The sequence below is a fragment of the Streptomyces abyssomicinicus genome (genome assembly GCF_008974245.1).
Classification (GTDB): Bacteria; Actinomycetota; Actinomycetes; order Streptomycetales; family Streptomycetaceae; genus Streptomyces; species Streptomyces abyssomicinicus.
The window spans coordinates 460,894-481,525 of record NZ_BBZI01000008.1 but is presented as its reverse complement, the minus strand read 5'-3'; the positions used below and the strand labels follow the sequence as shown (position 1 = coordinate 481,525).

Below are 20,632 nucleotides of genomic sequence, written 5' to 3'. Positions count from 1 at the left end.
CTCGCCTCGGGCGAACTCCGCGTGGGCGGTGCGGCCTTGGCCCCCGGTGACGCGGTCCGGGTCACCGGGGGGCGCGACCTCACGGCGGAGGCGGCGGCCACGGCGGAGTTCCTGGCCTGGGAGTTCACCGCCTGAGCGCCTGAGTGCCTGAGTGCATGAGCGCCCGGAGGCCGGGTGCCCGCCGGGGGCGGGGCCGCGTTCAGCGGCGCGCCGCCTCCGCCAGGACCGCGTCGGTGAACGGCGGCCACGCGTCGATCGCCCACTGCCCGAAGGCGCGGTCGGTGAGGGCGACGCAGGCGAGACCCGCGTGCGGGTCGGTCCACAGGAACGTGCCCGACTGGCCGAAGTGGCCGAAGGTGAAGGGGGAGGACGCGGAACCGGTCCAGTGCGGGGACTTGCCGTCGCGGATCTCGAAGCCGAGGCCCCAGTCGTTGGGGTTCTGGTGGCCGTACCCCGGCAGGATCCCCTTGGTGCCGGGGAACTGCACGGTCATCGCCTCCAGCACCGTCCGCGGGTCCAGCAGCCGCGGCGCCTGGAGCTCGGCGGCGAAGCGCAGGAGGTCGGTCACGGTGGAGACCCCGTCCTTGGCGGGGGAGCCGTCCAGGGTCGTGGACGTCATGCCCAGCGGCTCGAGGACGGCCTGGCGGGCGTACTCGGCGAACGGCATCTCCGTGGCCTTCTCCAAGTGGCGGCCCAGCTCCTCGAAGCCCGCGTTGGAGTAGACCCGCCGCTCGCCGGGCGCGGCCGTCACCTTCGGCTCGTCGAAGGCGAGGCCGGAGGTGTGGGCCAGGAGGTGGCGGACGGTGGCGCCCTCGGGGCCGGCCGGCTCGTCCAGTTCGACGGCGCCCTCCTCGTACGCCACCAGCACCGCGTACGCGGCCAGCGGCTTGGTGACCGAGGCCAGCGGGAACCGGTGGTCGACGGGGCCGTGGACGCCGGCCACCGTGCCGTCGGCCCGCACGACGCCCGCCGCGGCGGTGGGAACGGGCCAGGTCTCGATCATCGCCAAGCTGTTCATGCCGAAGAGCCTAGGCGGACGGAGGACCGGCCGCTGCGAGGGGTCGGGCGCGCGGACGAAGCCGGGCGAGGCGTACGACGGTTCGCCCTCGGCCGAGCCGTCGAGGCCGTGCGGGCCGCCGGCCCCGCCGGTCCGGCAATCGCCCCGCCGGTCCGCTCGTCCGCCGCTCCCCTCCGGCCGCGCACGAGCGGACCGGCGTACTCCGCATGTCCTGCGGAGGGCCTGACCCGCTGTGACTTTGGGCTGCCCAGGAGACCGGGCGCCCAACCTTGACTCACCCGAACCGGTGAATCATTCGCACATTTGTCCCTATCTGTATCCGTGTGGTCGGAGGACTCTGCGGCTGTGGGAGGGGTACGGGCCGCGCGGTGGCGCCGCGCGGCCCGCGGTCGTCCCGCACTCGTGCGCGGGACTAGCCGTTCGGCACCGTGTCCTGGAAGGCGGTCCCGGCCGAGCGGTAGGCGGCCACCTTGGCCGCCACCTGGGCCGGGGTGAGGACCTGGTCCTTCACGTGCAGGACGTAGTCCACCTTCTGGTCGTAGGAGCGCGGTGTGGTGCTGGTCTGCCCGGCCAGGTCGATCAGCCACTGGTTGAAGTTGATCGACATCGGCCGCTCCGGCAGGTACCGGGCGTCGTGGCGGCCGAACTCCTGGCCGTCCACGTAGTAGACGATGTCGTCGGCGTCGATGGTGAACACCAGGTCGTGCCAGCCGGCGTAGCTGGTCCTGGACTCGGTGTGGGCGTTGACCGCCTCCCACGGGTCGGGGCGGTAGGTCTCCCAGGAGGTGCTGTAGAGGATGTTGGAGGGCTCGCCCCAGCCGCCGTTGGGCAGGTACTCGAAGTCGTACTCGGCGTAGTCGTCGGCCATCGGCGCGGTGAGGTCGTTGATGGTGAAGAAGGTCTGCACGAGGCGGTCGCCGTCCGGGCCGCCGCGCGGGGCGTCGCTGAAGTGGACCCGGGCCGCGTACGTGCCGTCGCGGAACTTGGTGGCGCGGGTGAGGACCTCGGTCATCTCGGTGGTCGCGGCGGTGCCGGCCGTGGAGGTCTCCATGTTCATCACGGTGCCGGAACCCTCGCGGACGAAGGTGACGTTCTCCGCCGCCCAGGTCGCGCCGGGCACGCCGGGGCCGCCGGAGTTGGAGCGCACGCTCCAGCCGTGGGAGGCGAGCGCCGGGTCGGTGTGCGAGGTGTAGGAGAAGTCGTCGAAGAGCGCGGCCCCGCCGCCCGGCGGGTCGGTGGGCGGGTCGGTCGGGTTCGTGGGGCCGGGGCCCGGCTCGTTGCCCGCGGGGGCGGTGCCCCAGACGTGGGTGCCGCCGACGGTCGCGGTGACCTTGGTCCAGTCCCCGTAGGCGGTCCGGTCCGGGCCGAAGGAGTAGTCGTCCCCCTGCGCCAGCGGGCGCCAGTCGGAGCGGTGGAAGCGCAGCTGCAGGTCGCCGGTGTCGGCGCCGGGGGCGAGGCTGCCGGCTCCGGAGGTGAAGCCGATCTCCAGGTAGCGGTCGGCGGTGGCGGTCGGGTTGGCCAGGGTGCCGAAGGTGCCGGTGATGTTGGCACAGCCCTTGACCGCCCAGGAGCAGCGGAAGGTGTACGACGCGCCCGCGTCCGCCCTGAAGTAGTAGCGGAACCTCACCTGGGCGAGTGCCACCGGGGCGGTACCGGTATTGGCCACCTTGAACCAGGGCTCGGCCTGGTCGGTGCCGGTGGAGCTCTGCCGGTACTGGATCTTGACCTGCTCCCCGGCGGCGGCCGCGGGCAGGGCGGTGAGGGTGGCGCAGCCGAGGCCGGTGGCCAGGGCGGCGGCGAGGAGGGTGGCGCGGATCCGGGTGCGTCTGACGTGCGTGCGGCGCGTCGGGCTCGTCGGGGTCATGGTGCGTCCTCTCCTGAGGGGGTGGCCGGCCCGGAGCGTGGGGCACCGGGCCGGAGGCCGTGGTGGGGGAGCGGCGCGGCGCACACGGCGGCCGCGTGCCTACCCCTTCACCGCACCGCCGGCCATTCCGGCGGCGACCCGGTGCTGGAGCACCAGGAAGAGCAGCAGGACGGGCAGGGCGAACAGCGTGGAGGCGGCCATGGTGGCGCCCCAGTCGGTGCCGAAGACGTTGGAGAACGAGGAGAGCCAGACCGGCAGGGTCCGGTCGTCCTGGTTCTTGATGATCAGCATGTTGGCAAAGGCGAACTCGTTCCAGGCGGTGATGAAGCCGAAGAGCGAGGTCGCCAGCAGTCCGGGCGCCAGCAGCGGGAGCGTGACGCGGCGGAACGCCTGGGAGCGGGTGCACCCGTCGACCCGTGCGGCCTCCTCCAGTTCGACCGGTATGCCGGTGAGGAACGACCGGAGGGTCACCACTGTGAAGGGCAGTGTGATCATGAAGTAGATCAGGGTGAGCGTCGGCAGTCGGTCGAGCATGTCGGTGTCACGGGCGATGACGTACATCGGGATCAGCAGCGCCTCCCACGGGGCCACCTGGGCGACGAACACCATCAGGACGAACCCCCGGCGGCCCTTCCAGCGAAGCCGGGCCACCGCGAAGGCCGCGCCGAGGGCCACCACCAGGGCGAGCACCACGCAGGTCAGGGTCACCAGCAGGCTGTTGCGCCAGAACTGCGCGAAGCCGTCCGCCCGGGCGGCGGTGGCGAAGTGCTCCAGGGTGAGGGAGGTGGGCCAGAAGACGGGGGTCTCCGCCTGGATCTCCGGGGTCGGCTTGAACGCCGTGAGGATCATCCAGTAGACCGGGAACGCCGCCAGGACGAAGACGATCAGCGCCCCGGTGTTCAGCGGCAGACGGCTCGGCGGTCGGCGGCTCGCCGGCCGAGGCGGCCGGCGGGGGCCGCGCGGGGCGCGCGCGGGACGGTCCCCGGCGGGTGCGGTGGCGTCCTTCACTCTTCGGCCTCCTGGCGGAGCAGCTGGCGGAGGTAGGGGATCAGCACGGCGAGCAGCAGGAGCACGGTCAGGGTGGAGACGACCGCGCCGAGGTCGTAGCGGTGCAGCGACTGGGCGATCCGGTAGGCGTACACCGGCAGGGTGGTGGTGGCGTCGTGCGGTCCGCCACCGGTGATCGCCCAGATCTGCGCGAAGCAGCGGAAGACCCAGATGATCTCCAGACAGAGGATCAGTCCGAAGACCGGGCGCAGGATCGGCAGGGTGACGGACCGGAAGATCCGCCATCCGCCCGCCCCGTCCAGCCGGGCCGACTCGTGGAGCTCGGCCGGCACCGTCAGCAGCGCCGCGTACAGGGTGATCGCGACGAACGGGACCGACTGCCACACCACCAGCAGGACCAGCACGACGAAGGCCGCCGTGCCGTCGGCCGTCCACGAGAACCCCTCGAACGACGCGAACCCGAGTCGGGTGAGGAACCAGTTGACGACGCCGAGCCGGGAGGCGAACAGCCACTGGAAGACCGTGGTCGTCGCGATGACCGGGCTGGCCCAGGCGAGGACCAGCCCGCTCGTCACCAGCAGCCGCATCGCCCTGCCCAGCCGCTGGAGCATCAGCGCCACCAGCGTGCCGAGCACCATGATCAGGACGACGTTCAGCAGCGTCCACCACAGGGTGCGGCGGACCACCTCCCAGAACTCCGGATCGGCGAGGACCTCCCGGTAGTTCGCCAGGCCCGCGAACCCGGCGTCGCCCCGGATGAGCTCCCCCATCCCGTACTCCTGCACGGAGATCAGCAGGTTGCGCACCAGGGGGTACCCCAGCAGCGCCACGGCGCCGAGGACGGTGGGGGCGATCAGCAGGTAGGGCCACAGGCCGCGGACGCGGGCGCCCACGCCCCCGGTCGCCCCGGCGGGTGCCGGACGGCTCATGAGTTCAGGGTCTTGGTGATGCTCCCGGAGGCCGCCTTCGCCGCCTCGGCCATGTCCTGGCCGGTGAGGACGGCCGTCATGTACTCCTTGATCGGGTTGGCGGCCTCGACGGCGGCCCACTGCGGCGAGTTGGGCGTGGCGCGGCCCTGCGCGGCGGCCGCGGCCATCGCGGCGGTGCCCTCGTTGTCCTGGATGACGGAGGCGAGGGAGGTCCGGTTGGGCACGTAGCTCATGGTCTTCGCCATGTCCGTCTGCCACTTCTCGCCGGCCAGCGCCTTGACCACCTCGTACGCGGCGTCGTGATGCGCGGACGCCTCGGGGATGATCAGGTCGGAGCCGCCGGTGAAGGTCGCGCCCGGCGTGCCCGCCGAGTCGCCGGGGACGGGGAAGAACCCCAGTTTTCCGGCGAGTTCGGGGTTGGCCTCCTCGATGATCTTCGCGCCGCCGGGCACCGCGACGACCTGGGCGACGTCGCCCTTGGCGAACACCTCGGCCTGCGGGGGTTCGGCCTCGTCGGAGTCCTTGGGTCCCTTGCCGAGCGCCTGGAGCTTCTTGTAGAACTCCATGCCGCGCAGCGCCTCGGGGGAGTCCAGCGCGCCCTTCCACGGGCCGCCGGTCCGAACGGCCAGGTCGCCGCCTTCGTCCCAGACGAAGCCGGCCAGCGTGTACCAGTTCTGGCCCGGCAGGTAGATGCCCTGGACCTTGCCGGTGTTGAGCTTCTCGGTGATCGCGAGCCACTCGTCGCGGGTCTTCGGGGGCTCCTTGACGCCGGCGGCCGCGAAGTGGTCCTTGTGGTAGATCACCACCCGGTTGGCCGCGTACCAGGGGACGCCGAACTGCTTGCCGTCGATCCTCCCCGGCTCGGCGAGACCGGGCAGCCAGTCGGCGCCCCGCAGGTCGTCCACCTTGCCGGTGAGGTCCTTGACGCCGCCGCTCGCCGAGTACTGGGCGACCTGGGTGTTGCCCACCTCGATCACGTCCGGGGCGTCGTTGCTGGCCAGGGCGGCGGTGACCTTCTCCCCGATGCCGTTCCACTCCTGGATCTGGATGTCCAGGTCCAGGTCGGGGCGGCCCTTCTCGAAGTCCTTCGTGAAGCGGGCGAGGAAGTCCTCGGTCACGCTGTCCTTCATGATCCACACGGTGATCTTCCGCGGACCGTCGCCCTTGTCCGACGACGGTTCCGCACTGCAGCTGGTGAGGGCGGCGGCTGCCGCCAGGGCGGACAGACCGGCGATGATGCGGATCTTCACGGTCACCTCGATGAGACCTGACCAATTGGTCATCCGGCACGGCTGGCTACCTGAAGTTGGCACCGTCGCGAGGTCGCGTCAATCCCCTGCGGAATTACACAACTGCCTTGGAAATACTGTGTAGTTGGGTAAGAGTGGTAAGGAGCTGGGTAGGTGACCAGTTGACCGGTCGGTCCGCTCGGCGGCCCGTCCGCGGCGAGGGAGGGGGGCGTTGGTGGCAAGCGGACCGTCGGGCGCGATGCTCAAGCGGGAGCGCGTGCGGCAGCATCTGCTCGTCCTGATCGAGGCGAGCAGGCCGGGAGACCTGATCCCCTCCGAGCGCACCCTCTGCGCCGAACTCGGCGTCTCCCGGCCCACGTTGCGGGCGGTGGTCGACGCCCTGGTGGCCACCGGGCTGCTCTCCAGGGAACAGGGCAGGGGCACCTTCGTCGCCCCCGCCAAGATCACCCAGGAGCTGACCTCGAGCCAGGCCCCGCTCGCCGTGCCCTCCGCCTCCGGCTCCTGGTCCAGCCGCATCCTGGAGCGGGCCACCCTCCAGGCCGGCGCCCGCATCGGCCGCCGCCTGCGGATCTCACCCGCCGCCGAACTCGTCTACATCGCCCGGCTGCGCCTCGTCGACGGCGCCCCGATGGCCGTGGAGCACCTCCACTTCCCGGCCACCCTGGTCCCGGCCTCCCTCAGCACCGAGGAGCTGGAGGCCGGCGACCTCTACGACCACCTCAGGGAGCACCACGGGGTGACCGTGCACGGGGCCGTGCAGTCCATCGAGCCCACCGTCGTCAACGAGACCGAGGCCGCCGTCCTGGACGTGCCCGTGCTCTCGCCGGCCCTGCTCATCGAGCGCCTCACCACGGACACCTCGGGGCGCCCGGTCGAGTACGTCCACTCGGTGTACCGGGGCGACCGCTACCGCATCGTCTCCCGGCTCGCCCTCGGTCCGTCGGGCCCCCGGCGGCGGCCGGACGGCCACCACCCGGGCATCCCGCCGGGGGACTTCGCGCACGACGGCATCATCACCTCGTCGACGACGGGGGACGCCTACTGAGCCCGGCCGCGGTGGCGGCGGGGCGGCGGGTCCGGGCCGCGCCGCGGTCGCGGTGGGGCGCGGGCCGGGCCGTCCTCAGAGTTCGGCGAGCAGATCGGCCTTCTTGGCGGCGAACTCCTCGTCGGTGACCAGTCCCGCCCGGTGTAGCTCGCTGAGGTGCCGGATCCGGTCGGCGATGTCCGCCGGGTCGCGCCGCGCGACCACCACCGGCACCGGCGTCATCCGCTCCGCGCCGCCCTGTCCCGCGCCGCCGCCCAGGGCCCGCGCCGCGGCCAGCACCGCCGCCGCGAACGGCAGCGACTCGTGCACCGGACCGTAGCCGAGGCCGAAGACCACGGCCGCCGGGTCCTGGTCCACCGGCAGGTACCGCCCGTGGTCCAGGGCGCCGCGGCGCACCAGCCGCAGGTGCCCCTCCAGCGCCTCGGGGGAGCGCCACTCCACCCCCGCCAGGTCCGCCACCTGCACGTACTGGTCGCCCGTCCGCCACTTGGCGGAGGAGGCCCCCGTCCACGACCAGCGGAACGTCACCGTCGAGCCGTCGAAGAAGGCCTTGGCGTCGTAGGCCTTGAACTGCCGCGGCGGGTCCGGCGGGGCCACCAGGTACCGCGACGAGGGCCCCGGATCGCGCGGGATGCGGGCGCGCAGCTCGTCGGCGTAGTACTCGGCGAGGGTCTCCCGGTCGCCGGGCAGCACCAGCCGGTACGGGTCGCTGCCCTCGGGCAGCTGGCCGTCGGCGGCGTCCATCAGCGGGTCGGCGCCCGCCCTGGGCCTGGCGCGCAGCACCACGCTGCCGCGCCGGCCGGGCGTCAGGTCGACCCCGGCGAGGGCGGCGAGCGGTACACGGCGTTCGCCGAGCGCGTGGAACAGTCTCGGTGTGCGGATCCCCCGTTCGTAGCGGATGAGCACGGAGTCGGACTCGAACTCCCAGGCGGCATGAAATCCGGCCAGTACGTCACCCATGCGGGTCATCGTATGCGTGCCTCCCCCTCGACGTCCCGAGTCCGACAAGCCCTGATTTTTTGCGGTCGGATGAGCCTCAGACCGTCGAGCCTCCGGTGGGAAGGGTTCCGCACGGGTCTTCTTCGCGTGCGCAGCGTACGGCGGCGGGAGCCCCGGCGGCGATCAGAGCGAAATTCCTCAGACTTTCGCTGCCCGGGGCGAAGTATCCGGCGTGCCCCTCGGCGCCCTCCGCGGAGAGCACCCGGGCGCCGAACTCCGGGGAGACGGGGTCGGCGCCGTGGCCGAGACCGCCGACCTCCACGTGGGGGAGGTCGGCGATCCAGTCCTCGCCGCCACGGACCGCCCAGATCCGGGCGCGGGTGCCGAGCAGCGAGGCGTGCTCGGCGCGCATCCCGGGGCTGCCGGCCACCGCGATGTCGGTGACCCGGTCCGGCAGCCACCGTGCGGCCAGCCCGCACACCACCGAGCCGTAGCTGTGGCAGAACAGGGCCACCGGCGCCTCGCCGGGCAGCGCCCCCACCAGGGCGGACAGCCGGACGGCGCCGGACGCGGCGAGGGAGGCGGTGGCCGCGTCCACCCCCACGCCGTCGGGCGCCGTGTAGTCGGCCCAGGCGATCACCGCGGTGCGCACCTCGGGCCGGGCCTGCCGTTCGGCCCGGCGCAGCGCCAGCGCCATGCCGACCGGCGCGGTGCTGGAGCGGGCGGTGCGCTGGAACGTCAGCAGGTCGGTGCCGGCGCCCGGCACCACCACGGCGATGCGGTCGGCGTGCGCCAGGTCGCCGAACACCTCCGCCACCCGGCCGCCGCCGTCGGGGTCGAAGGCCAGGATGTCGCGGTCCTCGGCCATCAGGGAGGCGAACCGGTGCAGCCTGCGGCCGGCGTCGCGGCGGCCGGCCTCGGTGAGCCGGGGATCGCGGGGCCGGGCCCGTTCGGCGCGCAGCGCGTCGCCCAGCGCCAGCCGGTTGGCGTAGTACCGGAGGGTGACGGGGGCGCCGTTCATGTTGCCGACGGCCAGCGGGTGGCTGTGGGCCAGGCGGCGCCGCTCGCGTGGGGTGAGGGAGGCGAAGAACGCGGCGAGGCGGTCCGGGGAGGAGGCCGGGTCGGGCAGCGCGCGGCCGTCGACCCGGCCGCGTCTCCAGGCGGCGAGGTCCGCGGCGAGCGCGCCGGAGGACGGGCGTTCGGGGGCGACGGTCCAGCCGGAGGTGGTGAACAGTGCGAAGACCACCGCCAGGGCGGGGAGCGAGTGGGCCAGTGCCCGCCGGAGGCCGGGCTTGAGCTGCCGGGCGGTGGGGCGGGTCCGCGTGATCGTCATCGGGGGGAACCCTAGGAGAGGCGGGCCCCTCGCCGGAAATCCGCAACTGGCATGCGTGGAGCGCGGATTGCGGGCAATCCGACCAGAGAACCCGATGGGCGCCCCTACAAGGCAGAGGGTGCAAGGGAGTTGATATGGCCGGCTTCGGACAAGGCGCGCGCAGGCACCCCCGCTCACGTGGCGTGAACCCGTCACGGAGCGGGCCGGACAGCGCGACGCTCGCGATCATCGGAGTCGTTTGCGCGGTGGCCGGACTCTTCGTCGCCGGGATCATCCTCGGCCCGGTGGCGGTGGTGTGCGGCTGGCTCGCGATGGGACGCACCTGGAAGGGCGCGAGTGCCGGATGGCCGGCACTGGTCGCGGTCGTCCTCGGTGCGATCGACACCGTCCTGGCGTTGATCTTCCTCGCCGGAACGGGCACGGGCGCGGGTCTCCTCTGACCCGCTGACCCCGCGGCAGGGCGCCGGAGCGACTCCTCTCCGCTCCGACGCCCTTCGCCGCGTGCGGACGCCCCGGGCCGGGCGGCCCGCCGCGGGCGTCCGTGCGTCAGCGCCCTTCCTCGTCGCCGGGAGGCCGGTCCTCGGAAGGCGCGTCCCTGGGCGGCCGGTCCTCGGGAGGCCGGCTCCCCGGAGGCCGCAGGAAGCCGGCGGTGAGGATCTTCGCGTTCGCGCTGACGACCGCCGCCCCGAATCTCTCCTTCTCCCGCTGCGCCTCCGCCGTGTCGACGCCCTCGCGGTGCACGTAGAGCGACCGCTTCCTGAAGTCGAACGAGGAGATGAAGACGTCGAGTCCGGTGCGCGGTCCCCAGAAGGCCGTCACGTACCTCGGCCGTCGCGTCACGTTCACCAGGTTGTTGTTGTGCCGCACGCGGCCGTGGTAGACGGCGTTCTCCCCGCACTCCGCCGGAGGGCAGTAGTACTGCTCCAGGTCCTTGTCCCAGGAGAAGCGGGGCCGGGCGAAGTCCTCGTCGAGCCTGCCGCGGTCCTTCCGCATGAAGTGGACGCGCAGCGTCGCCTCCAGTTCGCCGAAGTCGGCGTCCTTGGGAAGTCTGACCACCTTCTCCGCAGCGAATTCCTCACCGGCGTCCAGCCAGGCGCCCGGGCCGTAGAAGTGTCCCGATCTCAGCACCTCCTTCCGGGCCGTGCGGGCGTACCGTTCGGCCTCCACGGCGGAGAGGGACTCGGTGTCCTCCTTCCAGTGCCTCAGCCCCTCGCCGGTCGCGGAGGGGGCGAAGGTCTCCCCCCAGACCGTGTAGTCGTCGTTGATGACGTACACGGGGATGCCGCCGTCGTTCTTCACGTACAGCGTGAGGGGGACGGCGACCTGACGGGGGTCGGTGTCCGTCTGCGGTGTGCCGAAGTCCGCCTTGAGCACGAAGCGGATCGGTGCGGCGGTGGGCTGGTACATGGTCGAGTAGGCGAGGCTGACGGCGGTCAGGACCGCGGTGAACGCCACCCCGGCGGCGAACTTCTTCGGCTGGGGCAGCCCCTTCCAGGACTTCTCGCGGACGCAGTGCAGCAGCGCCCACAGCGACCAGAGGAAGAGCGGCCCGAAGGCCAGCAGGTAGGGCGTGTACTCCCGCTCCTCCAGCCACATGAAGATGAGGGTCGCGGTCGTCGGCAGCGTGATGAAGGAGCCCAGCAGGACGAGCGCTCCGGACATCCGGAACTGCCGCCTGCCGCAGTGGTCGAAGGCGGCGATCACCGCCACGCACTGCACCAGGCCCGCCAGCACGAAGATGGCGCCGACGACGCGCTGGGAGAAGGTCAGGGCCCGCAGGGCGTCCGGCCAGCCGATCACCATGTGCAGGGCGGCGGACGCGAGCATGCCCGCGATCATCAGGGCCGCGGTGGCACGCCTTCGCCACGGCCGGTCGGGCCACGTCCCGCTGCCGCCGCCGCGCCACAGCACCGCCGCCGGGTCCTCCAGGTCCAGGGTTCCCGGGTAACCGAGACGGGCGAGGACTGCCCGGAGTTCACCGGACGACCAGGCGGTGCCGACGACCTCGCCGTTGACGACGACCTCGCGGAGGCCACGACCGTCGGGTGCCTCGACGATCACCCACGGCTGAATGCCCATGGAGCAAGGCTCGGACCCGGCGCGGCGCACCTCAACAGCAACTGCTCCGTCCGTGGCCGGCCGGCGCCGGGGACCTCGGGGACCTCGTGGACCTCGTGGACACCGTGGGCAGAACCTCAGTCCTCGGGGATGTAGGCCGTGCAGGTGGAGAAGGACTCCTGGTCCACGCAGACGAACAGCTTGTTCCACTTGCTGGAGGTGTCCTCGGCCCCCGCGCTCCTCGGCCTGTCGCAGACGGGGTCCGAGAGACCCCAGAGGGATCCGCTCGCCCAGCCGGACTGGCGGGTCCGCTTCTCCAGCAGGGAGACGCACGCGTCGGAGGCGTTGTACTCCTCGACCTGCTCGAGGACCTCCCGGTACCTCGGGTCCCCGGCCGACCTGGCGGGCTCGTCGAGTTCCTTCTCCGCCGCGGCCCGGTCCTCGTCCGTGGCCGACGGGTCCTGGGCCGTCACGAAGGCCTGCACCTGGCTCTTCGCCTTGCCCTCGATCTTCTTGCGGTCCTCCGGCTGCTGCGGCCTCGTCCCTTCGTCGAGCGCGTCGTTCATGCCCTGGGAGGTCCGATCGGCCTGAACCGGGGGAGTGTCCTCCTTCACCCCCTGAGTCGGCTTCGGGGGCGGCGTCGACCCGTCCCCGGCGTGATCCGGGTCCGTCATCCGTGTAACGGCGCCGGTCAGACCCAGTGTCAGCTTCTTGTAGGACGCGCGGTCCGCCCGGGACGCGCCGTCGTCCAGCGCCTTCTTCATCATCTCGTCGACGGCCTGGAGACCGGCGATCAGGGCGCGCCGCTCCGCCGGGGAAGTCTCCGGGTCGTCGACCAGGCCGAGCATCTCGGTGACGTGTTCCAGGACCTGCGCGTAGATCTTCCGGTCGGCGGCGCTCGTCCCCGGATCGTCGATCAGGGCGGCGAGCCTGTCCACCGCCTGCTTCAGGTCCGCCTTCACCTTCTCGGGCACCGGCAGGGCCTCGATATCCCCCACGGCCTGCTCGACCTGTTCCCCGGGCGGGAGGTCCGCCGGGTCCGACTCCCCGGTGCCAGGCTCCTCGGTCGAGGTCCCGGGATCCGAGGTGCCCGGGTCCTCGGTTCCCGGATCGTCGGTGCCCGGCTCCTGGGTGCCCGGGTCCTCGGTGCCCGGCTCCTGGGTGTCCGGCGCCGGCTGCTCGGGCGTCGCGGGCTCCTGCGTGCCGGGATCGGGCGGAGGCGGGGTCGGCTGAGCCTGTTGGGCGGTGGCCGGAGCGGCCTGCGCGGGTTGCGCGAGCCCCGCGGTGACGCCTGCCGGAACGACCAGCGCGGCCGCCAGACAGGACGTGCCGACGAGGCCGGGAATCTTCCTCCGGGGAGTTCTGGGCATGGCGAATCCAGATGCGCTCGGGGGATCTGCTCGGTCTTGGCTTCGTGGGCGGGCGCGGACTTCGCGGGCCCGCCCGGGGTGCCGGAGCCACGGCTCGACGGCGCGCACGCGGTACAACAACAGCCTGCTCCCGGCCCCGCCCCACCGCAACCCGGCCCCCGACCGCGCCGGGCCCCGGGCCCCGGCCCCCAGGCCCCGGTCCTCGGGTCCTCCGGTCCTCGGGTCCTCGGGTCCTCCGGGCCTGCGGGACCGCCGAGCCACCGGGGGACCTCCGGGACCGCCGGGCCCTCGACCGCGCCGGGCCCTCGACCGCGCCGGGCCCCCGACCGCGCCGGCCCCCAGGCCCCCGGGCCCCGGCCCCCAGGCCCCGGTCCTCGGGTCCTCGGGTCCTCGGGTCCTCCGGGCCTGCGGGACCGCCGAGCCCCCGGGGGACCTCCGGGACCGCCGGGCCCTCGACCGCGCCGGGCCCTCGACCGCGCCGGCCCCCGACCGCGCCGGGCCCCGACCGCGCCGGGCCCTCCGGGTCCCCGGTCCTCCGGGTCCTCCGGGCCCCCGGGCCCGGGCTCCCGGCTCCCGCCCGGGCTCCCGGCTCCCGCCCGGGCTCCCGGCTCCCGCCCGGGCTCCCGGCTCCCGCCGGGCTCCCGGCTCCCGCCGGGCTCCCGCGCGGGCCCTCCGGGCTCCGGGACCACGCTGGGCGCCGGCGGGCGGCCGGGCCGGTCCCGCGGCACGGGAAGGCCCCCGCCGTCCGGAGCACGGCGGGGGCCACGAGAGGGGGGAGGGGCAGACGTCGACGGTCGCGCGCGACGGTCAGGCGTCGAGGGTCAAGGCGGCGAGGGTCAGGCGTCGCCGCCCATCGTGCCGGGATCGGCCGCGGTGACGTCGAGGATCCGGTAGCGGTCGATCGCCTGCTTGAGCACCCCGCGGTCCACCTTCCCCGTCTTGGCCAGCTCGGCCAGCACCGCCACCACCACCGACTGCGCGTCGATGTGGAAGAACCGCCGCGCCGCCCCGCGGGTGTCGGCGAAGCCGAAGCCGTCGGCGCCCAGGGAGGTGTACGGCCCCGGCACCCAGCGCGCGATCTGGTCCGGCACCGACCGCATCCAGTCGGAGACCGCGACGAACGGCCCCTCGGCGCCCGACAGTTTCCGGGTCACCCACGGCACCCGCGGCTCCTCCTCCGGATGCAGCAGGTTGTGCTCCTCCACCGCGACCGCCTCGCGCCGCAGCTCGTTCCAGGAGGTCGCCGACCAGACGTCGGCCCGCACGTCCCAGTCCTCGGCGAGGATCCGCTGCGCCTCCAGCGCCCAGGGCAGTCCCACCCCCGAGGCCATGATCTGGGCGGGGATCGACCCCGAGGTGCCCGGCGCGTACCGGTGGATGCCCTTCAGGATGCCCTCGACGTCCACGTCCTCCGGCTCGGCCGGGTGCACGATCGGCTCGTTGTAGACGGTCAGGTAGTAGAAGACGTCCTCGCCGTGCGGGTGCTCCGGCGTCGAGCCGTACATCCGGCGCAGCCCGTCCCGCACGATGTGCGCGATCTCGAACCCGAACGCCGGGTCGTAGGCCACGCACGCCGGGTTGGTCGAGGCCAGCAGCTGGGAGTGGCCGTCCGCGTGCTGGAGCCCCTCACCGGTCAGCGTGGTGCGCCCCGCGGTCGCGCCCAGCACGAAACCGCGCGCCATCTGGTCGGCCATCTGCCAGAACTGGTCACCGGTGCGCTGGAACCCGAACATCGAGTAGAAGACGTACACCGGGATCAACGGTTCGCCGTGCGTGGCGTGGGCCGAGCCCGCGGCGATCAGCGAGGCGGTGCAGCCGGCCTCGGAGATGCCGTCGTGCAGGAGCTGGCCGGTCGGTGACTCCTTGTAGGCGAGCAGCAGGTCGCGGTCGACGGACTCGTACTGCTGGCCCATCGGGTTGTAGATCTTGGCGCTCGGGAAGAACGAGTCCATGCCGAACGTGCGGTACTCGTCCGGCGCGATCAGCACGAACCGCCTGCCGATCTCCTTGTCCCGCATCAGGTCCTTCAGCAGCCGGACGAACGCCATGGTGGTGGCGATGGTCTGCTTGCCCGAGCCCTTCTTCACCGCCGCGTACGCCTGGTCGCCCGGCAGCGTCAGCGGCTTGGAGCGCAGCACCCGGGTGGGCACGTAGCCGTCCAGCGCGCGGCGCCGGTCGTGCATGTACTGGATCTCCTCGGAGTCCTTGCCCGGGTGGAAGTACGGGGCCTCGTAGGGGTCCTCCAGCTGCTTGTCGGCGATCGGCAGGTGCAGCCGGTCGCGGAAGCGCTTGAGGTCGTCGACCGTCAGCTTCTTCATCTGGTGCGTGGCGTTGCGGCCCTCGAAGTTGGGCCCCAGCGTCCAGCCCTTGATCGTCTTGGCCAGGACGACCGTCGGCTGCCCCTTGTGGGCCAGCGCCGCCGAGTAGGCCGCGAAGATCTTCCGGTGGTCGTGGCCGCCGCGGCCCAGGTGGAGGATCTGGTCGTCGGTCATGTTCTCGACCATCGCGCGCAGCCGGTGGTCGCCGCCGAAGAAGTGGTCGCGGATGTACGCGCCGGACTCGGTGGCGTAGGTCTGGAACTGGCCGTCGGGCGTCCGGTTCATCTTGTCCACGAGGACGCCGTCGCGGTCCTGGGCCAGCAGCGGGTCCCAGCTGCGGTCCCAGATCAGCTTGATCACGTTCCAGCCGGCGCCCCGGAAGACCGACTCCAGCTCCTGGATGATCTTCCCGTTGCCGCGTACCGGCCCGTCCAGCCGCTGCAGGTTGCAGTTGACCACGAAGGTCAGGTTGTCCAGCCCCTCACGGGCGGCCAGGGAGAGCTGGCCCAGCGACTCCGGCTCGTCCATCTCGCCGTCGCCGAGGAACGCCCAGACGTGGGAGCGCGAGGTGTCCGCGATGCCGCGCGCCTCCATGTAGCGGTTCATCCGCGCCTGGTAGATCGCCCCCAGCGGACCCAGGCCCATGGAGACCGTCGGGAACTCCCAGAAGTCCGGCATGGAGCGCGGGTGCGGGTACGAGGACAGGCAGTCCGGGGCCTTCGACTTCTCCTGGCGGAAGCCGTTCAGCTGCGCCTCGGAGAGCCGGTCCAGCAGGAATGCGCGGGCGTAGATGCCGGGGGAGGCGTGGCCCTGGAAGAAGATCTGGTCGCCGCCGTCACCGCCGTCCTTGCCCCGGAAGAAGTGGTTGAAGCCCACGTCGTACAGCGAGGCGGAGGAGGCGAAGGTGGCGATGTGGCCGCCCACGCCGACCCCCGGCCGCTGCGCGCGGGAGACCATCACCGCGGCGTTCCAGCGGGTCGCGTTGAGGATCTTGCGTTCGATCTCCTCGTTGCCCGGGAAGAACGGCTCGGCCTTGGTGGCGATCGTGTTGACGTAGTCCGTGCTGCGCATCTCGGGCACGGCCACGCGCTTCTCGCGGGCCCGCTCGATCATGCGCAGCATCAGGTAGCGCGCCCGGTCGCGGCCCCGCTCGTCGATCGCGGCGTCGAGGGAGTCGAGCCACTCCCGGGTCTCCTCGGGGTCGAAGTCGGGGACCTGGCTGGGCAGGCCGCCGATGATGATCGGGGCGCGATCTGGTCCGGGTCCGGAAGCCACGGCGTTCCTTCGCTCTCGCAGGGAGTCCTGTCGTTCTCAGTGGGTTTCTCCCATGGTGTACCCGCTGATCGTGAACCTCACCTCCCGCGGGCCCGGGCGGGCGGACGGCCCGCGGCCGACCCCCGTGACGCGCGGGTCACCGAAAGCGAATACGCTCACTCCTGACAGGTTTCGCAAAACAATTCGCATGTCGCACGCATGGTGTCCGCCAAAAGCGGCAAAGAGGACAGAATAGTGTGGCCTGCGTCACCCGGGGCCGGGATCGGCGCCCGGAACTTGCCACCGCGCCGCCGGGAACGTCACCGTTTCGGCGGTCTCGACGGCCGGGTACTTGCGCGATCGGTCCCGCCCGTGTGGACTACGGCCAATGCTTCGCGCACGCGCGTGGCTCGAACCCTTCCCCCGGCAGCCTCCTGGGCGAGCCGGAGGAGACACAATTCGCAACATGATCAGGAGGCAACCCGTGAGCGCGACCGCGGACCACGCGGAGGAGCGGACGAACCCTGCCGCCAGGCTGGGGTTCCAGCCCGAGCAGGTGGTCCAGGAGATCGGCTACGACGACGACGTCGATCAGGAGCTTCGCGAGGCCATCGAGGAAGTCATCGGCAGCGAGCTGGTCGACGAGGAATACGACGACGTGGCCGATGCCGTGGTGCTGTGGTTCCGCGACGACGACGGCGACCTGACCGATGCGCTGGTGGACGCCACCACGTACATCGAGGAAGGCGGCTCGATCCTGCTCCTCACGCCCAAGACGGGCCGTGACGGCTACGTGGAGCCGAGTGAGATCGCCGAAGCCGCGACGACCGCGGGGCTTTCCGCGACCAAGAGCGTCAGCGTGGGCAAGGACTGGAGCGGCAGCCGCCTGCTGACGCCGAAGGGCGCCAAGACCAAGCGGTGACGTGCCTCCCCGAGGAGGACGACCCCGACTGCGGGGGGACGGACGGGCCGTGCGGCCCGTCCGTCCCCCCGCGGCGTTTTCCCGCGGTTTCCGCAGGCCGCGTAGGGTGTCATTCGCCCAGTTGTGCAGCCACCGAAGGGAACACGAGACGATGGCGATCGAGGTCGGCAGCCAGGCCCCGGACTTCGAGCTGAAGGACAATCACGGCCGGACGGTGCGGCTCTCCGACCACCGTGGCGCGAAGAACGTGGTCCTCCTCTTCTACCCCTTCGCCTTCACCGGCGTCTGCACGGGCGAGCTCTGCGACATCCGGGACAACCTGCCGTCCTTCGTCAACGACGACACCCAGGTGCTCGCCGTGTCCGCGGACTCCATCCACACCCTGCGGGTCTACGCCGAGCAGGAGGGCTTCGAGTACCCCCTGCTCTCCGACTTCTGGCCGCACGGGAACGTGTCGCGCGCCTACGGCGTCTTCGACGAGGAGAAGGGCTGCGCCGTGCGGGGCACCTTCATCATCGACAAGGAGGGCGTGGTCCGCTGGACCGTCGTCAACGCCCTTCCCGACGCGCGCGACCTGAACGACTACGTGAAGGCGCTCGAGAGCATGTGACCCGGCTGTTTCTGCCGGGTTCTCCGCCCCCCGGGCGGGAACCGGTCACTACGATCGGTCGTTGACCTGTTACCGACGTACCAAGGGGCTCCCCGCCCCCGGACAGTAAAGGGAGGACTCGTGGGAGTCAGCCTCAGCAAGGGCGGCAACGTTTCGCTGAGCAAGGAGGCGCCCGGCCTGACGGCCGTCATCGTCGGCCTCGGCTGGGACGTCCGCACGACCACCGGCACCGACTTCGACCTGGACGCCAGCGCCCTGCTGCTCAACGCGGCCGGCAAGGTGGCCAGTGACGCGCACTTCGTCTTCTTCAACAACCTCAAGAGCCCGGACGGCTCCGTCGAGCACACCGGCGACAACCGCACGGGTGAGGGCGAGGGCGACGACGAGGCGATCAGCGTCAGCCTGGCGACCGTCCCGGCCGACGTGGACCGGATCGTCTTCCCGGTCTCGATCTACGAGGCCGAGGCCCGGCAGCAGTCCTTCGGCCAGGTCCGCAACGCCTTCATCCGCGTGGTGAACCAGGCCGGCGGCGCCGAGATCGCCCGCTACGACCTCTCCGAGGACGCCTCCACGGAGACCGCCATGGTCTTCGGCGAGCTCTACCGCCACGGCACGGAGTGGAAGTTCCGCGCCGTGGGCCAGGGCTACGCCTCCGGCCTGCGCGGCATCGCCCAGGACTTCGGCGTCAACGTCTGACGTCCACCCGCCCAGGGCACACCGCCCCGGACCCCGGACCGGCGGCCGCACCCGCGGCGCGCCGGCCCGGGGCCCGGGGCGCGGTCGGCACCGGAGTACCGGCCGTCGTACAGCGCGCCGTCGCTTCCGCGGACGCCGCCCCCGACGGGCGTCGTCGCTTCCGCAGACTTCAGGGGAGGATCCGTTCATGGGCGTCACGCTCGCCAAGGGAGGCAACGTCTCCCTCTCCAAGGCCGCCCCCAACCTCACCAAGGTGACGGTCGGGCTCGGCTGGGACGCGCGCTCCACCACCGGAGCGCCCTTCGACCTCGACGCCAGCGCCCTGATCTGCGGGGCCGGCGGCCGCATCCTGGGGGACGACTGGTTCGTCTTCTACAACCAGCTCTCCAGCCCCGACGGCTCGGTGACCCACACCGGCGACAACCTCACCGGCGAGGGGGACGGCGACGACGAGTCGATCGTCGTGGACCTCCCCCAGGTGCCCGCGCGGTGCGAGCGGATCGTCTTCCCGGTCTCCATCCACGACGCGGACCTGCGCGGCCAGAGCTTCGGCCAGGTCGCCAACGCCTTCATCCGCGTGGTCAACGACGCCGACGGCATGGAGCTGGCCCGCTACGACCTCTCCGAGGATGCCTCCACCGAGACCGCGATGATCTTCGGTGAGCTCTACCGGTACCAGGGCGAGTGGAAGTTCCGCGCCGTCGGCCAGGGGTACGCGTCCGGTCTGCGCGGCATCGCGCTCGACCACGGAGTCGACGTCTCCTGAGCCCCGGGCGTCACAGGGACGCGACACGACCCTAGACTTCGGGTCAACGAAGAGTAAAGCCGGGTGCGGGGCGGTCCCCCGCCACATGATGGGGTAGCCAGTGGTACTCAAAACCTTCGGCTGGTCGTTCGCGGTCACCGCGCTCGGCCTGGTCGTCGCGATCATCTACGGGGGATGGACGGCCTTCGGCGTCGTCGCCATCCTGTCGGTCCTCGAGATCTCGCTGTCGTTCGACAACGCGGTGGTCAACGCCGGAATCCTGAAGAAGATGAGCCCGTTCTGGCAGCGCATCTTCCTGACCATCGGCATCCTGATCGCCGTCTTCGGCATGCGGCTGGTCTTCCCCGTCGTCATCGTCGCCGTCAGCGCCCAGCTCAACCCGATCGAAGCGGTCGACCTGGCGCTGAACAACAAGGAGCTCTACGAGCAGTACGTGACGGACGCCCACCCGGCGATCGCCGCGTTCGGCGGTATGTTCCTGCTGATGATCTTCCTCGACTTCATCTTCGAGGACCGGGACATCAAGTGGCTGGCCTGGCTGGAGCGCCCGCTCGCCAAGCTCGGCAAGATCGACATGCTGTCGGTCTGCATCGCCCTGATCGTCCTGCTGGTCGCCGCGATGACCGTCGCGACGCACGCCCACACGCACAGCGGCCACATGGACAAGTCCGGGACGGTGATGCTCTCCGGCATCGCCGGCCTGATCACCTACCTGGTGGTCGGCGGTCTGTCCGGTTTCTTCGAGGACAAGCTCGAGGAGGAGGAGGAACGCGAGCACGAGGCGGAGGAGAAGGCCGTCGCGGAGGGCAAGCCGCGGTCCGCGGTGATGCTGGTCGGCAAGGCCGCCTTCTTCATGTTCCTCTACCTCGAGGTCCTCGACGCGTCGTTCTCCTTCGACGGCGTCATCGGCGCCTTCGCGATCACCAACGACATCATCATGATGGCGCTGGGCCTCGGCATCGGCGCGATGTACGTCCGTTCGCTCACCGTGTACCTGGTCCGCCAGGGCACCCTGGACGACTACGTCTACCTGGAGCACGGCGCCCACTACGCGATCGGTGCCCTGGCCGTCATCCTGCTGGTCACCATCCAGTACGAGATCCACGAGATCATCACCGGCCTGATCGGCGTCTTCCTGATCGGCTGGTCCTTCCTGTCCTCGGTCCGCCGCAACAAGCGGCTCGCCGCGGAGGGCGGCGCCGACGGCAAGGCGGAGGTCTCCTCCGGCGTGTGACCCCTGCGTGCCGACGTG

The 20,632-nt window shown here is 71.8% G+C and carries 17 protein-coding genes; 7 read left to right on the top strand and 10 right to left on the bottom strand.

Going from position 1 to position 20,632, the window contains the following annotated elements:
- Positions 1-199 precede the first annotated feature (199 nt).
- The 5 genes from GBN72_RS19120 to GBN72_RS19100 form a co-directional block, all read right to left on the bottom strand.
- A complete protein-coding gene (locus GBN72_RS19120; protein WP_151773054.1) occupies positions 200-1,018 on the bottom strand; it encodes a serine hydrolase domain-containing protein in 819 nt (272 codons plus the stop codon).
- A gap of 412 nt (positions 1,019-1,430) precedes the next feature.
- On the bottom strand, positions 1,431-2,882 hold the full coding sequence (locus GBN72_RS19115) for a cellulose binding domain-containing protein (RefSeq protein WP_151773053.1): 1,452 nt from the start codon (positions 2,880-2,882) through the stop codon (positions 1,431-1,433).
- Positions 2,883-2,981: 99 nt separating this feature from the next.
- Positions 2,982-3,890 carry a carbohydrate ABC transporter permease gene (locus GBN72_RS19110; protein ID WP_174887161.1) on the bottom strand — a complete coding sequence of 303 codons (909 nt, stop codon included), beginning with the start codon at positions 3,888-3,890 and terminating at the stop codon, positions 2,982-2,984.
- Entirely contained in the window at positions 3,887-4,819 is a 933-nt protein-coding gene (locus GBN72_RS19105) for a carbohydrate ABC transporter permease (protein ID WP_151773052.1), read from the bottom strand. Before GBN72_RS19105 ends, GBN72_RS19110 begins: the two co-directional genes overlap by 4 nt.
- Positions 4,816-6,102 (bottom strand): extracellular solute-binding protein, encoded by a 1,287-nt coding sequence (locus GBN72_RS19100; RefSeq protein WP_151773051.1) that lies wholly within the window; start codon positions 6,100-6,102, stop codon positions 4,816-4,818. The genes GBN72_RS19105 and GBN72_RS19100 overlap by 4 nt, the downstream gene beginning before the upstream one ends.
- A 205-nt stretch (positions 6,103-6,307) precedes the next feature.
- Between GBN72_RS19100 and GBN72_RS19095 the strand changes: the two genes are divergently transcribed.
- On the top strand, positions 6,308-7,114 hold the full coding sequence (locus GBN72_RS19095; protein WP_151773321.1) for a GntR family transcriptional regulator: 807 nt from the start codon (positions 6,308-6,310) through the stop codon (positions 7,112-7,114).
- Between the two features lie 75 nt (positions 7,115-7,189).
- Here GBN72_RS19095 and GBN72_RS19090 read toward each other — a convergent pair whose 3' ends face one another.
- Together GBN72_RS19090 and GBN72_RS19085 are read right to left on the bottom strand one after the other, a co-directional pair.
- Positions 7,190-8,083 carry a DUF4429 domain-containing protein gene (locus GBN72_RS19090; RefSeq protein ID WP_151773050.1) on the bottom strand — a complete coding sequence of 298 codons (894 nt, stop codon included), beginning with the start codon at positions 8,081-8,083 and terminating at the stop codon, positions 7,190-7,192.
- A gap of 67 nt (positions 8,084-8,150) precedes the next feature.
- Entirely contained in the window at positions 8,151-9,386 is a 1,236-nt protein-coding gene (locus GBN72_RS19085; RefSeq protein ID WP_151773049.1) for an alpha/beta hydrolase, read from the bottom strand.
- Positions 9,387-9,520: 134 nt separating this feature from the next.
- Between GBN72_RS19085 and GBN72_RS19080 the strand changes: the two genes are divergently transcribed.
- A complete protein-coding gene (locus GBN72_RS19080) occupies positions 9,521-9,826 on the top strand; it encodes a small hydrophobic protein (protein ID WP_151773048.1) in 306 nt (101 codons plus the stop codon).
- Between the two features lie 106 nt (positions 9,827-9,932).
- Here the strand turns inward: GBN72_RS19080 and GBN72_RS19075 are convergent, their stop codons facing one another.
- The 3 genes from GBN72_RS19075 to aceE form a co-directional block, all read right to left on the bottom strand.
- Positions 9,933-11,465, bottom strand: a complete 1,533-nt coding sequence (locus GBN72_RS19075; protein WP_151773047.1) for a hypothetical protein — start codon at positions 11,463-11,465, stop codon at positions 9,933-9,935.
- Between the two features lie 116 nt (positions 11,466-11,581).
- Positions 11,582-12,814 carry a hypothetical protein gene (locus tag GBN72_RS19070; RefSeq protein ID WP_151773046.1) on the bottom strand — a complete coding sequence of 411 codons (1,233 nt, stop codon included), beginning with the start codon at positions 12,812-12,814 and terminating at the stop codon, positions 11,582-11,584.
- An 836-nt stretch (positions 12,815-13,650) separates the two neighbouring features.
- Entirely contained in the window at positions 13,651-16,407 is a 2,757-nt protein-coding gene (aceE, locus tag GBN72_RS19065; RefSeq protein ID WP_151773045.1) for a pyruvate dehydrogenase (acetyl-transferring), homodimeric type, read from the bottom strand.
- A 463-nt stretch (positions 16,408-16,870) separates the two neighbouring features.
- On the opposite strand from aceE, the gene GBN72_RS19060 reads away from it, so the two are divergent.
- From GBN72_RS19060 to GBN72_RS19040, 5 genes are all read left to right on the top strand, one after another.
- Positions 16,871-17,308, top strand: coding sequence for a DUF3052 domain-containing protein (locus GBN72_RS19060; RefSeq protein ID WP_218042065.1), 438 nt, complete (start codon positions 16,871-16,873; stop codon positions 17,306-17,308).
- A 151-nt stretch (positions 17,309-17,459) separates the two neighbouring features.
- Positions 17,460-17,918 carry a peroxiredoxin gene (locus GBN72_RS19055; protein ID WP_151773043.1) on the top strand — a complete coding sequence of 153 codons (459 nt, stop codon included), beginning with the start codon at positions 17,460-17,462 and terminating at the stop codon, positions 17,916-17,918.
- Positions 17,919-18,038: 120 nt separating this feature from the next.
- Complete coding sequence (locus GBN72_RS19050) at positions 18,039-18,614, top strand: TerD family protein (protein ID WP_151773042.1); 576 nt, start codon at positions 18,039-18,041, stop codon at positions 18,612-18,614.
- 187 nt (positions 18,615-18,801) lie between these two features.
- Positions 18,802-19,380, top strand: a complete 579-nt coding sequence (locus GBN72_RS19045) for a TerD family protein (protein ID WP_151773041.1) — start codon at positions 18,802-18,804, stop codon at positions 19,378-19,380.
- A gap of 100 nt (positions 19,381-19,480) precedes the next feature.
- Positions 19,481-20,614 carry a DUF475 domain-containing protein gene (locus tag GBN72_RS19040; protein ID WP_151773040.1) on the top strand — a complete coding sequence of 378 codons (1,134 nt, stop codon included), beginning with the start codon at positions 19,481-19,483 and terminating at the stop codon, positions 20,612-20,614.
- Positions 20,615-20,632 lie beyond the last annotated feature (18 nt).

Bases quoted from the DNA above. Each gene is read 5' to 3' on its own strand.
- GBN72_RS19105 (WP_151773052.1), bottom strand. From the start codon at position 4,819: ATGAGCCGTCCGGCACCCGCCGGGGCGACCGGGGGCGTGGGCGCCCGC.
- GBN72_RS19120 (WP_151773054.1), bottom strand. From the start codon at position 1,018: ATGAACAGCTTGGCGATGATCGAGACCTGGCCCGTTCCCACCGCCGCG.
- GBN72_RS19115 (WP_151773053.1), bottom strand. From the start codon at position 2,882: ATGACCCCGACGAGCCCGACGCGCCGCACGCACGTCAGACGCACCCGG.
- GBN72_RS19045 (WP_151773041.1), top strand. From the start codon at position 18,802: ATGGGCGTCACGCTCGCCAAGGGAGGCAACGTCTCCCTCTCCAAGGCC.
- GBN72_RS19070 (WP_151773046.1), bottom strand. From the start codon at position 12,814: ATGCCCAGAACTCCCCGGAGGAAGATTCCCGGCCTCGTCGGCACGTCC.
- GBN72_RS19100 (WP_151773051.1), bottom strand. From the start codon at position 6,102: ATGACCAATTGGTCAGGTCTCATCGAGGTGACCGTGAAGATCCGCATC.
- GBN72_RS19095 (WP_151773321.1), top strand. From the start codon at position 6,308: ATGCTCAAGCGGGAGCGCGTGCGGCAGCATCTGCTCGTCCTGATCGAG.
- GBN72_RS19085 (WP_151773049.1), bottom strand. From the start codon at position 9,386: ATGACGATCACGCGGACCCGCCCCACCGCCCGGCAGCTCAAGCCCGGC.
- GBN72_RS19055 (WP_151773043.1), top strand. From the start codon at position 17,460: ATGGCGATCGAGGTCGGCAGCCAGGCCCCGGACTTCGAGCTGAAGGAC.
- GBN72_RS19080 (WP_151773048.1), top strand. From the start codon at position 9,521: ATGGCCGGCTTCGGACAAGGCGCGCGCAGGCACCCCCGCTCACGTGGC.
- GBN72_RS19090 (WP_151773050.1), bottom strand. From the start codon at position 8,083: ATGACCCGCATGGGTGACGTACTGGCCGGATTTCATGCCGCCTGGGAG.
- GBN72_RS19075 (WP_151773047.1), bottom strand. From the start codon at position 11,465: ATGGGCATTCAGCCGTGGGTGATCGTCGAGGCACCCGACGGTCGTGGC.